This is a genomic window from Rhodococcus sp. HNM0563 (assembly GCF_012726195.1).
Classification (GTDB): Bacteria; Actinomycetota; Actinomycetes; order Mycobacteriales; family Mycobacteriaceae; genus Rhodococcus.
The window spans coordinates 171,499-185,383 of record NZ_JAASAF010000001.1 but is presented as its reverse complement, the minus strand read 5'-3'; the positions used below and the strand labels follow the sequence as shown (position 1 = coordinate 185,383).

17 protein-coding genes are annotated in these 13,885 nt (G+C 65.8%); 12 read left to right on the top strand and 5 right to left on the bottom strand.

What is annotated here, in order from left to right; translation table 11 throughout:
- The first annotated feature begins 87 nt into the window (after window positions 1-87).
- Window positions 88-573 (top strand): GtrA family protein, encoded by a 486-nt coding sequence (locus HCA61_RS00900; protein WP_169686797.1) that lies wholly within the window; start codon window positions 88-90, stop codon window positions 571-573.
- A 6-nt stretch (window positions 574-579) separates the two neighbouring features.
- Here the strand turns inward: HCA61_RS00900 and HCA61_RS00895 are convergent, their stop codons facing one another.
- From HCA61_RS00895 to HCA61_RS00880, 4 genes are read right to left on the bottom strand one after another with little or no spacing between them, the layout of a single operon-like run.
- Window positions 580-1,887: a HAMP domain-containing sensor histidine kinase gene (locus HCA61_RS00895; protein ID WP_169685799.1), complete on the bottom strand. Its 1,308-nt coding sequence runs from the start codon at window positions 1,885-1,887 to the stop codon at window positions 580-582.
- Window positions 1,888-1,899: 12 nt separating this feature from the next.
- Window positions 1,900-2,583: a response regulator transcription factor gene (locus HCA61_RS00890; RefSeq protein ID WP_169685797.1), complete on the bottom strand. Its 684-nt coding sequence runs from the start codon at window positions 2,581-2,583 to the stop codon at window positions 1,900-1,902.
- A gap of 48 nt (window positions 2,584-2,631) precedes the next feature.
- A complete protein-coding gene (locus HCA61_RS00885; RefSeq protein WP_169685795.1) occupies window positions 2,632-3,195 on the bottom strand; it encodes a PH domain-containing protein in 564 nt (187 codons plus the stop codon).
- A gap of 23 nt (window positions 3,196-3,218) precedes the next feature.
- Complete coding sequence (locus HCA61_RS00880; protein ID WP_169685793.1) at window positions 3,219-4,067, bottom strand: biotin--[acetyl-CoA-carboxylase] ligase; 849 nt, start codon at window positions 4,065-4,067, stop codon at window positions 3,219-3,221.
- 117 nt (window positions 4,068-4,184) lie between these two features.
- Here HCA61_RS00880 and HCA61_RS00875 point away from each other — a divergent pair, with 117 nt between their 5' ends.
- Genes HCA61_RS00875 through HCA61_RS00860 form a run of 4 tightly spaced genes read left to right on the top strand, consistent with a single transcriptional unit; the run spans window position 4,185 to window position 7,376 of the window.
- The gene (locus tag HCA61_RS00875) at window positions 4,185-5,825 is read left to right on the top strand and encodes an acyl-CoA carboxylase subunit beta (RefSeq protein ID WP_169685791.1); all 1,641 of its coding nucleotides are present in this window, start codon (window positions 4,185-4,187) and stop codon (window positions 5,823-5,825) included.
- The gene (locus HCA61_RS00870; RefSeq protein WP_169685789.1) at window positions 5,822-6,139 is read left to right on the top strand and encodes an acyl-CoA carboxylase subunit epsilon; all 318 of its coding nucleotides are present in this window, start codon (window positions 5,822-5,824) and stop codon (window positions 6,137-6,139) included. The genes HCA61_RS00875 and HCA61_RS00870 overlap by 4 nt, the downstream gene beginning before the upstream one ends.
- Before the next feature lie 3 nt (window positions 6,140-6,142).
- Window positions 6,143-6,805 (top strand): nucleoside triphosphate pyrophosphatase, encoded by a 663-nt coding sequence (locus HCA61_RS00865; RefSeq protein WP_169685786.1) that lies wholly within the window; start codon window positions 6,143-6,145, stop codon window positions 6,803-6,805.
- Entirely contained in the window at window positions 6,798-7,376 is a 579-nt protein-coding gene (locus tag HCA61_RS00860; RefSeq protein ID WP_169685784.1) for a hypothetical protein, read from the top strand. Before HCA61_RS00865 ends, HCA61_RS00860 begins: the two co-directional genes overlap by 8 nt.
- Window positions 7,377-7,438: 62 nt before the next feature.
- Here the strand turns inward: HCA61_RS00860 and HCA61_RS00855 are convergent, their stop codons facing one another.
- On the bottom strand, window positions 7,439-7,828 hold the full coding sequence (locus HCA61_RS00855; protein ID WP_169685782.1) for a group III truncated hemoglobin: 390 nt from the start codon (window positions 7,826-7,828) through the stop codon (window positions 7,439-7,441).
- 65 nt (window positions 7,829-7,893) lie between these two features.
- Between HCA61_RS00855 and HCA61_RS00850 the strand changes: the two genes are divergently transcribed.
- The 7 genes from HCA61_RS00850 to HCA61_RS00820 all read left to right on the top strand — a co-directional run bounded on the left by HCA61_RS00850 (window position 7,894) and on the right by HCA61_RS00820 (window position 13,839).
- On the top strand, window positions 7,894-8,787 hold the full coding sequence (locus tag HCA61_RS00850; protein WP_169685780.1) for a sulfurtransferase: 894 nt from the start codon (window positions 7,894-7,896) through the stop codon (window positions 8,785-8,787).
- Entirely contained in the window at window positions 8,784-9,197 is a 414-nt protein-coding gene (locus tag HCA61_RS00845; protein WP_169685778.1) for a SufE family protein, read from the top strand. The genes HCA61_RS00850 and HCA61_RS00845 overlap by 4 nt, the downstream gene beginning before the upstream one ends.
- Before the next feature lie 6 nt (window positions 9,198-9,203).
- Entirely contained in the window at window positions 9,204-10,673 is a 1,470-nt protein-coding gene (locus HCA61_RS00840; protein WP_169685776.1) for a condensation domain-containing protein, read from the top strand.
- A 120-nt stretch (window positions 10,674-10,793) separates the two neighbouring features.
- A complete protein-coding gene (locus HCA61_RS00835; RefSeq protein WP_169685774.1) occupies window positions 10,794-12,584 on the top strand; it encodes an acetyl/propionyl/methylcrotonyl-CoA carboxylase subunit alpha in 1,791 nt (596 codons plus the stop codon).
- A gap of 109 nt (window positions 12,585-12,693) precedes the next feature.
- On the top strand, window positions 12,694-12,951 hold the full coding sequence (locus HCA61_RS00830) for a hypothetical protein (RefSeq protein ID WP_169685772.1): 258 nt from the start codon (window positions 12,694-12,696) through the stop codon (window positions 12,949-12,951).
- A 35-nt stretch (window positions 12,952-12,986) separates the two neighbouring features.
- Complete coding sequence (locus HCA61_RS00825; RefSeq protein ID WP_169685770.1) at window positions 12,987-13,361, top strand: DUF1707 domain-containing protein; 375 nt, start codon at window positions 12,987-12,989, stop codon at window positions 13,359-13,361.
- Window positions 13,362-13,434: 73 nt separating this feature from the next.
- A complete protein-coding gene (locus HCA61_RS00820; RefSeq protein ID WP_169686795.1) occupies window positions 13,435-13,839 on the top strand; it encodes a DUF1707 domain-containing protein in 405 nt (134 codons plus the stop codon).
- Window positions 13,840-13,885 lie beyond the last annotated feature (46 nt).

Below are 13,885 nucleotides of genomic sequence, written 5' to 3'. Positions count from 1 at the left end.
GGAAATCGCTCCATGTTTCGTAGACTCGGCCGAGTGTCCGTCGTCGATGATGCTCTGAGCCGCTTTCCCGCACCATTACGGGAGCTGATGCTGCGTCACCGCGAACTCATCAAGTTCGCGATCGTCGGAGGCACGACCTTCTTGATCGACTCCGGGATCTTCTACACCTTGAAGCTGACGGTCCTCGCGGAGAAGCCCGTCACCGCGAAGATCATCGCCGGTGTGGTTGCAGTGATCTGCTCGTACATCCTCAACCGCGAATGGTCGTTCCGAAACCGCGGGGGACGAGAACGGGCGCACGAGGCGTTCCTGTTCTTCTTCGTCAGCGGGATCGGAGTGGTTCTCAGCTTCATTCCGCTGTGGATCTCGAGTTACGTCTTCAACTTGCGGGTACCCGAGGTCAGCCTTGCCGTCGAGAACATCGCCGACTTCGTCAGTGCGTACATCATCGGAAACCTGCTGCAGATGTTCTTCCGCTTCTACTGTTTCAAGCGGTTCGTATTCCCTGACGAAACCGTCCCGGATGTGCGCACGGTGGACGAACTGGACAAGTCCGACCTCGACCGGACCTGACCGCCTTCACCTCGGTTCCCGGACTCCGTCCATGTGCACCGACGTCCAGTCGCGCGCCGCGCCGAGGAACAGCGCGAACAGGGCTGGTCGCCGTCGCTGCAATTCGAGTCGCCCACCGTCTGCCTCCGCGAGCGCACGAGCGAGCGCGAGACCGACCCCGGTCGATCCTCGTCCTGAGAAACCTCGATCGAAGATGTGCGGCACGAGGTCGTCGCCGACGCCCTCGCCTTCGTCGCTGACTTCGACGCACACCGTCGAATCCCCCCGCATGGCGACACGCCGCACGGATACCGTGCACGTGCCGCCGCCGTGAGCAAGAGCGTTGTCGACGAGGACGGCAACTGCTTCACGCAGACGCGATGCCGTCACGGACGAGCGCAAGGACGGGTCGCCCCGAAGGACCAGATCGCGACCTGCATCGTGGTACGGACCGCGCCAGTCCGCGATTACGCCGGCAAGCTCACCCACCACGGAGACTTCGGTCCGTAGTTCGGCTCCACTGTTCCGAGACTGACGCACGAGCCCGGCGATGGCTGTGGTCAGGCGGTCGACCTGAGCCATCGCCGCCTCGGCCTCCTCGACCACTGTCGGATCCTCGTGCGTGGACAGCTCGTCGAGTCGAAGGCGGATCGCGGTCATGCGGGAGCGGAGTTGATGGGAGACGTCACCGACCAGCGCATGCTCGCGTTGCAGGCGGCCGGAGATCTCCACCGCAGCGGAGTCCAGCACATCCGAGACCCGGTCGAGCTCGGCAATGGAATGACGCTGCGGCACCGGTTTGAAGTCTCCCTCGGCGAGCCTGGCTGCGCGCGCGGCCACATCACGCAGCGGGAAGGCCAGCCGTCTGGCGGTAGCCACCGCCACCAGCGCCCCTACTGCAACGGACAACAGGACAAGGAAGCCGACCGCGGCGAGTACCTGTCGTTGCAGCGTGCGCATGTTCTCGGAGGGGGCCTCGATCCGCAGCGACCCGGAGGTACCCATCGACAAGGATTCGACGAGGGGATACTCCGGGGTGACGTCACCGATGTCGAGACGCGCTGCCTCGTTCTCAGGAGTGGGATAGACCACGACCACGCGCCCGCCGTCGGGTACGAGAAGCCGCAACGAACCGGTATCGAGTCCTCCCACCACGAGGCCGTCCGTGCCTTCCTGCGCAATGATCTCGTCCGACATCCGCTCGAGCCGATTTCGGAGGTCTCTGCGTGTGGTGTCCTCCACGAACAGGTAAGCGGTGAAAGCGAGTGGGATCCCGAGCAGAAGGGCGACGAGCAGCACCGCAGCCAGGACGGCGTTGAGGATGCGCCTGCGCACCGTCCGCCCCTTCTAGTCGGTGTTCAGTCGGAAACCGACCCCGCGCACGGTCGCGATGCGTCGTTCCCCGGCCGGCCCCTCGTCGCCGATCTTCCGACGCAGCCACGACATGTGCATGTCGAGGGTCTTCGAACCTCGGAGATCGGCGTCGCCCCACACCTCGTCGAGGATTGCGTCGCGCGAGACGACCTGCCCGGCGTGCTCGAGCAGGACACGCAGGAGTTCGTACTCCTTGTTCGCAAGAGTCACCTCGGAGCCGTCCACAAGAACACGCCGCGCTGCGCGTTCGAGGCGGATCCCGGAGACCTCGACAACTTCGTCCGCGTCACCGCCCCCGCGGCGGCGCAGCAGCGCGCGTACCCGCGCCATCAGTTCGGCGAGCCGGAACGGCTTACCGACATAGTCGTCGGCGCCTGCGTCGAGCCCCACCACGAAATCGACCTCGTCGGTGCGCGCTGTGAGCATCAGCACCGCCAGGTCGGAACGATTCGCTCTGATCTGACGGCACACTTCGAGGCCGTCCATGCCCGGCAACCCGAGGTCCAGGATCAGCAACTCGTAGTTCCCGGAAAGCGCTTGTTCGAGCGCTCGGGGGCCGGTGGCCTCGACGGTCACGTCGTAGCCCTCGCGCCCCAGCGCTCGGGACAGAGGCGCAGCGATTGCTTCATCGTCTTCCGCTAGCAGAACGGCAGTCACTCGCTCAGCCTACGGACAGGCCGACGCGAAACCGGATCACCACGCCAGTCACCATGCCTTGCGATGTCCTTCACCTTCGCCGGAAGGTTGCGCCGCGGGACGGCCGGTAGGCGAACCGTCCTGTGCCTCGAACGCCGTCCGGTACAGCAGGGCGTGCACCTTCTGGACGTCGGGAATGTTGTCGAACTCGAGGGGGTCGTCAGCGGCAGAGACCACCACGAGCGTGCCCGTGCGCAGGATCCGGTCGACGAGCCCGTGCCGGAACTGCACATTGCTGATGCGCCCCATCGGGATGTCGATGCCGGTATGAGTGATCACGCCCTGGCGCACGAGCACTCGCCGATCCGTAACGATGAAATGGGTGGTCAGCCACCGAATCAAGGGGACGAGACAGCGCCACCCCACGAGGATCGCCCACAACACCAGCACCGCTATCACCAGAGCTGCGGATGCACCGCCGTCGAGGCGGGTCTGCGCAAGCCCGACCAGGAACCCCGTGACGGCCGTGGCCAGTAGGAATACGACGACCGGAACGATCAGCATCTTCGCGTGCGGATGCCGGTGCAGCAGCAGATTCTCATCCGGTGCGAGAGCATCCTCCGGGTATCCCATGGACACCACGATGGCACACCGCCCTACACCGGCCGCAGGTGCGTGATGTCGCCCGCCGCCACCGCGACAGGCTCACCTTCGCCGTCCGGTTGGATGACGATGCGACCCTGCTCGTCGATGTTCACGGCCTTGCCGTGCAGTTCTGTGTCGCCGGGCAGGATTGCGCGCACCCGCCTGCCGATGGTGCTGCACCGATCCCGGTACGCGTCCGCGGCGGCCGTCGGATCCCAGCCGTGCCGTTCCCACTGCCGGATGCGCTCGGCGAACGAAGCCAGCAGAGCCTCTGTGAGCCTCGTGCGATCGAGTTCGTTCGCACCGGCGAGCAGCAGTGACGTCGCAGTGGGTACGGGCAGTTCGTCGTCGGTGAGCGTGACGTTGAGCCCCACACCGACGACGACTGTGGGAACCGGGGCTGTCGACGCTACCTCGACAAGGATGCCCGCAAGCTTACGGTCGTCGACGAGGACGTCATTGGGCCACTTGAGCTCTGCCGGAACACCGGTGACTTCACGGACCGCATCGACGATCGCGATACCGGTGAGCAGCGGAAGCCAACCGAGATCCGGAAGGGCGACACCGGGCAGCTTCAGCAGCACCGACACGATCACCTGTGCCCGGGGAATTCCGTTCCAGGCACGCGAGTGCCGTCCGCGCCCTCCGCTCTGGAACTCGGCGAGCAGAACGCGACGGTCGCCGGATGCGGCCTCGGCGAGGAGGTCGGCGTTCGTCGACCCCGTTTCGTCGACGACGTCGACGCGTTCGTAGAACCCTTCGCCACCTCCTGCGCCGTCCACCAGCACGCGTCGCAGCTGCGACACGTCGAGCGGAACACGCAGGTCGGAATCATTCGGCAATTCGGGGTTGCGGGACATGCGCCCCAGCCTAAAGTGACCGGAAACAACTACTCGCGGGTAGCTCCAGTTCAATAATTCAACGCACACGGACCTCCGTGCGGCGGCGCAGATTGACGATCGCTAAGCTGACTGCCCATGACCACTGTCCAGGAGCCGTCCGCGCCCGAGGCGGCGAGTACGCCCGATATCCACACCACCGCCGGTAAGCTGGCAGACCTGCGCGAACGCCAGGCCAAGGCTCAGGCTCCGGTCGGTGAAGCAGCCATCGAGAAGGTCCATGCCAAAGGCAAGATGACCGCCCGCGAGCGCATCACTGCGCTCCTCGACGAAGGCTCGTTCGTCGAGATCGACGCGCTTGCCCGCCACCGCAGCACCAACTTCGGCCTCGCCGACAACCGTCCCGTCGGTGACGGCGTCGTCACCGGCTACGGCACCGTCGACGGTCGCGACGTCTGTGTGTTCTCCCAGGATGCGACCGTCTTCGGCGGCAGCCTCGGTGAGGTCTACGGCGAGAAGATCGTCAAGGTGATGGACCTGGCGCTGCGCACCGGCCGACCGCTGATCGGTATCAACGAAGGCGCGGGCGCCCGCATCCAGGAAGGCGTCGTCTCCCTCGGCCTCTACGGCGAGATCTTCCACCGCAACGTGCAGGCCTCCGGCGTGATCCCGCAGATCTCGCTGATCATGGGCCCGGCTGCCGGTGGGCACGTCTACTCCCCTGCCCTGACCGACTTCGTGGTGATGGTCGACCAGACCAGCCAGATGTTCGTCACCGGCCCCGACGTCATCAAGACCGTCACCGGCGAAGACGTCACCATGGAAGACCTCGGTGGCGCCCACACCCACATGGTCAAGTCGGGTGTCGCCCACTACGTCGGCAGCGACGAGCAGGACGCCCTCGACTACGTCAAGGATCTGCTCTCCTACCTGCCGTCGAACAACCAGGCCGCAGCACCGCGCATGGCGCCGACCGACCCGATCTCCGGATCGATCGAGGACTCGCTCACCGACGAGGATCTCGAGCTCGACACGATCATCCCGGATTCGGCGAACCAGCCGTACGACATGCACGAGGTCATCCGTCGTCTGCTCGACGACGACGAGTTCCTCGAGGTCCAGGCAGAGCGCGCCCAGAACGTCATCGTGGGCTTCGGTCGCGTCGACGGCCGCAGCGTCGGCATCGTCGCCAACCAGCCGACACAGTTCGCCGGCTGCCTCGACATCGACGCCTCCGAGAAGGCTGCCCGTTTCGTCCGCACCTGCGACGCGTTCAACGTCCCGATCATCACGCTGGTCGACGTCCCGGGCTTCCTCCCCGGCACCGAGCAGGAGTACAACGGCATCATCCGCCGCGGCGCGAAGCTCCTCTACGCATACGGCGAAGCCACCGTCGGCAAGATCACCGTCATCACCCGCAAGGCCTACGGCGGAGCGTACGACGTGATGGGTTCGAAGCACATGGGCGCCGACGTGAACCTCGCCTGGCCGACCGCGCAGATCGCCGTCATGGGCGCCTCCGGTGCCGTCGGATTCGTGTACCGCGGCAAGCTCAAGGAGGCCGCCGCGAACGGTCAGGACGTCGACGCACTGCGCCTCGAACTGCAGAACGAGTACGAGGACACTCTCGTGAACCCGTACGTCGCGGCAGAGCGCGGCTACGTCGACGCGGTCATCCCGCCGTCGCATACCCGCGGCCAGATCGTGTCCGCACTGCGACTCCTCGAACGCAAGATGGTCTCGCTCCCGCCGAAGAAGCATGGGAACATTCCGCTGTGACCGCGCTGACCGAGGAAAAGATCATCACTGACGCAGAGTTGACCGCCGTGACCGACGGTGCCCTCGAGGGCACCGAGACCTCGGCGCCTTCGGACACGGAGCCGGCAGCGACTCCCGACGCGCCCGCGATCCGGATCGTGAAGGGAAACCCGACCGACGCCGATGTCGCAGCGTTGGTCACAGTGCTCGCGGCCGCGAGCGCCGGCGCCGCCCCCGAGGGCGACGGAAAACCGCCGGAGACATGGGGGGCACCCACCCGGATGCATCGGCAGTGGGCGCCGTTCTCGCCGTACTCCTACCCCAACCGCGGCTGATCCATGCCCCGCTTGGTCCTCGCCTCGGCGTCGCCGGCACGGTTGTCCGTGCTGCGCGGCGCCGGGGTCGACCCGCTCGTCCAGGTTTCCGAAGTCGACGAGGACGCACTCATCGCGGAACTCAGCCCCACCGCGGCACCCGAAGCTGTGGTCACCACACTGGCCCGCGCCAAGGCAACCGACGTGTTTCGTGCACTCACCGCGGACGGTCGCGCCCGTGACCAACTCGAGGATCTCGTGGTGATCGGCTGCGATTCGATGCTGTTGTTCGACGGGAAGCTCCAGGGAAAACCCGGCACCGTCGACATGGCCCGGGCCCGATGGAAGCGAATGTCCGGGCACAGCGCAGAATTGCTGACCGGGCACAGTGTGCTGCGTGCACGCGGCGGGCAGATCGTCTCGCAGGTCGACGACCATTCCGGCACGACAGTGCGTTTCGGCACTCCATCCGATGCCGACCTCGAAGCCTATCTCGCGACCGGTGAGGCGCTCGGCGTCGCCGGAGCGTTCACACTCGACGGACTCGGTGGCTGGTTCATCGACGGTATCGAAGGCGATCCGTCGTCGGTGATCGGAATCGGCCTGCCGCTCGTCCGGCGCCTCCTCCTCGATGTCGGGGTCTCCATCGCAGACCTCTGGTCCTCGAACTCCTTCGCCGATGAGTGATGGCAGCGCGACGGAGGGAAGCTTCGAGCGCCTCCGCGCGGAACCGTTCTTCGAGGTGGTCGTCGATCTCGTCGCGGGCTACCTTGCCACCGCATTCGACGATCCGGATTCGGTCGCGGGCGAGAAGTGGACGTTGAGCTGCCTCCCGGCCGTCGACGCACCGTCCGGGGCGACCCGTCTGTTCTCACTCGGCCTCGGGTCGCTCGATGTGCTCTACGTCGACCGATACACCGAGAACGGCGAGACGGTCGACTACCACACCGTGATGGTCATCTCGACCTCCGCTCTCCTGCGACAACTCGGACGTCGACTCGACGAACTCCCCGCGCGCTACCCGCTGCTGCGTTTCCGGCCGGTCGAGAATGCGGCTGCGGAAGGGGACGCTGTGGCGATCGACTGGTTCCTCTCCGACGAGGGTGCCGACGATCAGTTCTTCACGCTGCCGCTCGACGAGTCCACGATCGGACCTCTTGCCGCGCTGCTGGCCGACAGCGGCGGCCGCTCTCATGCCCGGTCTCACAACCCGTGGTTTGCGGAGTATGTGCTCGACGCAATGGAAGACGACGACTGACCTTCCGATCGCGCGCCCACAGCTGCCGTCCTTCGAGTCCGTTGCGCCGAACTGGTGGTCGGTCACACTCCGATCGTCGCGCGTCGCAGTGCCGTGACCATGGCGTCCGCTTTCGACTTCGCTCGGTGGGCGTCGACGCCGATGAAGAGTTCGTCGACCGAGTCGTGCCACAGCTCGCGCCAGCGCTCGAAATGCTCGGGGGTGAGGCCGTATTTCCCGTGCAATGCACGGTGAACGGGGGTGAACGCCCCCTCGTAACGGGTCGTGCGGAAGAGGATCTGTTCCCAGAAATCACCGACGACCACGAGGTGCTCGTCGAGCCCTACGATGGCGAGGACTTCGAAGACCGGGGCGAGCAGGGGGTCGGCCATCGCCCGTTCGTAGAAGAACTCGACCAAGCGGTCGATATCAGCACGCGAGGACAGTTCGGCGGGGCCGGGTCGACTGGACATCACACCGATCGAAGGTACCGCCTAGAATCGACGACGCACCTGCCACCACTGCCTCAGGAGCCCCTGTGCCCGTCGCGCCCGACCCCCACCCCTCCTTCGCTGCCTACGCAGATCCCGGCCGCCTCGTGTCCTCCGAGTGGCTGTCCGCTCATCTGGGCCACCCCGAGGTGAAGGTCGTCGAGTCCGACGAGGACGTGCTTCTCTACGACGTCGGACACATCCCCGGCGCGGTGAAGATCGACTGGCATCTCGACCTCAACGATCCGGTCACCCGCGACTACATCGACGGTGCTGCGTTCGCCGCGCTCATGGACCGCAAGGGAATCCGGCGCACCGACACGGTCGTGATCTACGGCGACAAGTCCAATTGGTGGGCCGCATACGCACTGTGGGTGTTCACGCTGTTCGGTCACGAGGACGTCCGCCTGCTCGACGGCGGCCGCGACGCGTGGATCTCCGAGAACCGCGATACCACCCTCGACATTCCCGTCACGACGACCAGCGGCTACCCCGTCGTCGAACGCAACGACGCTCCCATCCGGGCTTTCAAAGACGACGTGCTCGACCACCTGGGTAAGGGTCCGCTGGTGGATGTCCGGTCGCCGCAGGAGTACACCGGTGAGCGCACCCATATGCCCGACTACCCGGAGGAAGGCGCGCTGCGCGGTGGCCACATCCCCACCGCCGTGTCGATCCCGTGGGCGAAGGCTGCGGCGCCTGACGGCCGATTCCGTTCGCGCGGCGAACTCGACGAGATCTATGCAGGTATCAGCAAGGACGACGACACCGTCGCGTACTGCCGAATCGGTGAGCGGTCGAGCCACACCTGGTTCGTCCTGACCCATCTGCTCGGCTACCCGAATGTGCGGAACTACGACGGTTCGTGGACCGAATGGGGCAACGCCGTGCGCGTCCCGATCGCCCGGGGCGAGGAGCCCGGAAGCCTCCCGGCGTCATGAGCATCCCCGCACCGCTCGCCGAGATCGTGGACGACTTCGCCGCCGTCGAGGGTCAGGACAAACTCCAGTTGCTCCTCGAGTTCAGCCGCGAGTTGCCTCCGCTGCCTGCCGAACTCGAGGAAGCAGCGATGGAGCCGGTCCCCGAATGCCAGTCGCCCCTGTTCCTTTCGGTCGATGCCGCCGACCGGGCGCACGTGAAGCTGCATTTCAGTGCGCCCGCCGAGGCACCCACCACGCGTGGTTTCGCATCGATCCTGCACCAGGGACTCGACGGCCTCAGCGCACAGGAGATCCTCGACGTCCCTGACGACTTCTACTCCGATCTCGGTCTCGCCGACGCGGTCAGTCCGCTGCGGCTTCGCGGCATGAGCGCGATGCTCGCACGTATCAAGCGGCATCTGCGAGCCTGAAAGGCCATGGAGTTCACGGAGCTCGCCGACTACTCCATCCCGGCGGGGATCTTGACCGAGTGGTTGCCTTGCGCCGCGGAAGACGCTTGGCGTCAGGATCCTCGTCCAGCGTCGTACATCCACGAGGCGCACCTGCGCCGGTCTGCTGATCCGCGGACCGGCCAGGGCCGGGAATCGTGGTTGGGCACCGCATTCGAGATTGCGGGCCCACTCGACCCGGAGGTCTTCGGTCGCGCCCTCCAACGGTGGATCGACCGTCATGAGCCACTGCGCAGTCAGGCGACGTTCGCCTCGAAGGGCAATCCGGGCAGCGCGCTGATCCGCCGGACAGCACCACCCGGAAAGGTTGCGGTGCGGCGGGTGCAACACGACCCGGCGGATTCCGCCACCATCCGGACTCTGCTCCATTCGTTGTACGACGACTACACGACACCACAGCTGTGGCCCGCGTATGTCTTCGCGACGCTGACTCACGAATCCGCCCATTCGCACGGGGAATCAGGCGGGCAGAGCGAGCGGGACGCCGACCGGGCCTTCACGGTGTTCTTCGGAGCCGATCACTCGATCATCGACGGCTACTCCATCGTGCTCGTGGCGCACGAGATCACGGCACTGTACGAGGAGGAAAGGACCGGCCGACCGGCCGATCTGTTCCCCGTCGGCAGTTACATCGATTTCGGAGCGTCCGAGCGTGCCAACGCCAGCGACCTCGACGTCAATCACGAGGCGGTCCGGATCTGGCGCACCACCCTGCAAGAGAGCGGAGGCGTGATCCCGGAGTTCCCGCTGCCGATCGGCCGACGCACCACCAGAACCTCTCCCCAGGCACGTCTGTCCGAGCGATGGTTCGACAGCGAGGATGCGACCCGGTTCTCGGAACGATGCCGTGACGCCGATGCCGGATTCTTCTCAGGGGTGCTGGCGTGTTTCGCTCAGGCCACCACGGACCTCACGGACGCCGGCCACTTCCGCACCGTCGTTCCCTCGCATACCCGGACCGGACCGATGTGGGCGGGTTCTCTGGGGTGGTTCGTCGGGCTCCGGCCGATCGATCTCAACCTCGGAGGTTCGCCCGGTTTCGTCACCCTCGCGAGCCGATCAGCACGGGAGTTGCACCGAACTCGCGCGAGTGCGCGCATTCCGTTCGACAGGGTTGCTGAACTGCTCGGCGTACCGATCCGCCCTCGGTTCCTCGTGTCGTATATGGACGTCCGGTTCGTGCCCATGGCGGCCCAATGGCCGGAAACGAACGCCCGGGCGCTGCGTAGCCGCAGTTACACGCACGACGTCTATGTATGGATCAATCGGACACCCGAGGGAATCAATGTCTCCGCCAGATTCCCCGACAATCCCGAGGCGACGACGAACGTTCCGCGATTCCTGGAACGTGTCCGCCTGCTCATGGACCGGCTCAACACATCCGGACCGTGGGCACCCGACCTGGAGCACGCCGGCCTTCCAGCTACTGGTCAGTAGCATTGTGCGTTCGAGTGCGCGCCGTAGTGTGTAGAGGCCATCCGGTTACATCGTCTATCCGATTGGCGCTTAGACTGCCGACGACTGAAATAACCTAACGATCGATCAACAGGAGGCTCCGTGCCCAGTCATGCCAGCGCGCAGATCTCGAAGGTGCTCGTCGCGAACCGCGGCGAGATCGCTGTGCGGGTCATCCGAGCCGCCAAGGATGCAGGCTACGGAAGTGTCGCGGTCTACGCCGAACCCGACGCAGACGCACAGTTCGTGAAGCTCGCAGACGAGGCGTTCGCCCTCGGTGGCCAGACCTCGGCCGAGTCCTACCTGGTGTTCGACAAGATCCTCGACGCCGCGGCCAAGTCCGGCGCCGACGCGATCCACCCCGGCTACGGCTTCCTCTCCGAGAACGCCGACTTCGCGCAGGCGGTCATCGACGCGGGCCTGATCTGGATCGGCCCGTCGCCGCAGTCCATCCGCGACCTGGGCGACAAGGTGACGGCACGCCACATCGCCGAGCGGGCCAACGCTCCGATGGCAGCAGGCACCAAGGACCCGGTCAAGGACGCCGACGAGGTCGTCGAGTTCGCCAAGCAGTACGGCGTGCCCGTCGCCATCAAGGCGGCCTTCGGTGGTGGCGGTCGCGGCATGAAGGTCGCGCAGACCATCGAAGAGATCCCCGAGCTGTTCGAGTCCGCCACCCGCGAGGCCATTGCCGCCTTCGGTCGCGGCGAGTGCTTCGTCGAGCAGTACCTGGACAAGGCCCGCCACGTCGAGGCACAGGTCATCGCCGACCAGCACGGCAACGTCATCGTCGCGGGCACGCGCGACTGCTCGCTGCAGCGTCGCTTCCAGAAGCTCGTCGAGGAGGCTCCCGCACCGTTCCTCACCGACGACCAGCGTGGTCGCATCCACGCGTCCGCCAAGGCCATCTGCAAGGAAGCCGGCTACTACGGCGCGGGCACCGTCGAGTACCTGGTTCAGGGCGACACGGTCTCGTTCCTCGAGGTCAACACCCGCCTGCAGGTCGAGCATCCGGTCACCGAGGAGACCGCAGGCATCGATCTCGTTCGCCAGCAGTTCCGTATCGCCAACGGCGAGAAGCTCGAGCTGACCGAGGACCCGACGCCGCGCGGCCACTCCTTCGAGTTCCGCATCAACGGCGAGGACGCCGGCCGTGGCTTCATGCCCGCCCCCGGCCCCATCACCGTCTACAAGGAGCCGACGGGCCCGGGCGTGCGCGTCGACTCGGGTGTCGTCCAGGGCGACGTCATCGGCGGTCAGTTCGACTCGATGCTCGCCAAATTGATCGTCACCGGCGAGAACCGCGAGCAGGCTCTGCAGCGCGCCGCCCGCGCCCTCGCCGAGTTCGAGGTCGACGGCCTCGCCACGGTCATCCCGTTCCACCGCCACATCGTCGAGAACCCCGCCTTCGTGGGCGACGGCGAGAGTTTCGACGTCTACACCAAGTGGATCGAGAACGAGTGGGACAACACCATCGAGCCGTTCACCGGCGGCGGTGCAGCCGATGACGAGGACGAGGCCCTGCCGCGTCAGAATGTGGTCGTCGAGGTCGGCGGTCGCCGCGTCGAGGTGTCGCTGCCCGGGCAGTTCTCGCTCAGCGGCAACGGCGGCGCCGCAGGCGCGATCCGCAAGAAGCCGAAGGCACGCAAGCGCGGCGGCGCCGGTGGCGGCAAGGCGTCGGGTGATGCCGTGACCGCTCCGATGCAGGGCACCGTCGTCAAGGTCGCGGTGGCCGAGGGACAGGAAGTCGCCGAGGGCGACCTCATCGCAGTGCTCGAGGCCATGAAGATGGAGAACCCGGTCACCGCACACAAGGCCGGTGTCGTCACCGGTCTGTCGGTGGAGCCGGGTGCAGCCATCACCCAGGGGACGGTCCTCGCCGAACTCAAGTGATGACGCGCTGAGTTATCACGCGCGCTGAACACCATCGACGGCGCCCGTCCCCGCACAGGGGATCGGGCGCCGTCGCTTCTCCACCTCACAGAAGTTCGGAAGGCATTCGATGGAACCTGTCGAGATCAACGCCGGCAACTGGTACCTCCTCGCGCGTGAGCTCGACGCGTGGGCCGACGACACCGCATACGGCTGGTCGGTGTGTGAGTCGACGACCGCCGGCGTGCAGGCCATCATCACATTGTTGCCCGACGGTGCGTTGAGCGGGACCGCGATCGACGGACACACCGACGCGCTCGACGCTGCCCGCGCCGCGGTCACGAGATTTGCCACGGGAGCGCTGGGCCTGACCGTGCGCGGTGAGTGATCCACCCGTCGCCCGGCTCCTACTACTCTGGGCGTATGGCCGAACTGCCCGAGATCCGGATCGGCACCGCGGAGCGCGAAGAAGCGATCGCGTTGCTCGGTGAACACTTCTCGGCCGGTCGGCTGTCACTCGTCGAGTTCGATGATCGAGTCGCGCTTGCGACACAGGCCGTCACTCGCGCCGATCTCGTTCCGTTGTTCTCGGACCTACCGTCAGCACCGTCGTTCCTGCACACACCCGCAGCGGGAAACGTCGCCACGGACCTCCTCACGTTGGTGCCGTTCGCGCTCGTGGCATTGGTCATCATGATCGCGGTCCGCCATCCGATCGCCATCTTGCTGAGCTTCGTAATCCTGTTCATGGTCGTCAGGCGCGGACTGCGACTGATGCGTGATTCCGGAACCGGGTAACCGTCGGGCCGACCCACGGGACGATTTCGTCGCCGCAGCGAGCACTGAGCAGAATGTCGTGATCTAGGCTCTGATCATGGACTCCCCCGAAATCCGCGTCGGCGACAACGAGCGAGCCGAAGCGTTGAATCTGCTGGGCGAGCATTTCAGCCACGGCCGCCTCAACCTGTCCGAGTTCGAGGAACGAAGCGCGCAGGCTACGTCTGCGACCACCCGCGGGGAACTCGAGATCCTGTTCACCGATCTCCCCGCAGTAACGGCGAACGTGCCGGAGACCGTGCAGGAGAAGGACAATGCATCGGGCACCCTCGATCATTGGCGAGAGATCGTGATGGGCCTGACGCCGCTCCTGGCTCTCGTACTGTTCTTCGTATTCGACACGTGGCTCTGGTTCCTTCTCGTTCCGGCCGTATCGATCGTCCTGTATGCGGGACGAGACAACGATGACGACAAGCCCGAGAAGAAAAAGAAGAACTGACCCGTGTCCTGTGTGTCCCAGGATCGCTGGCGTTCCCCGTTCCAGG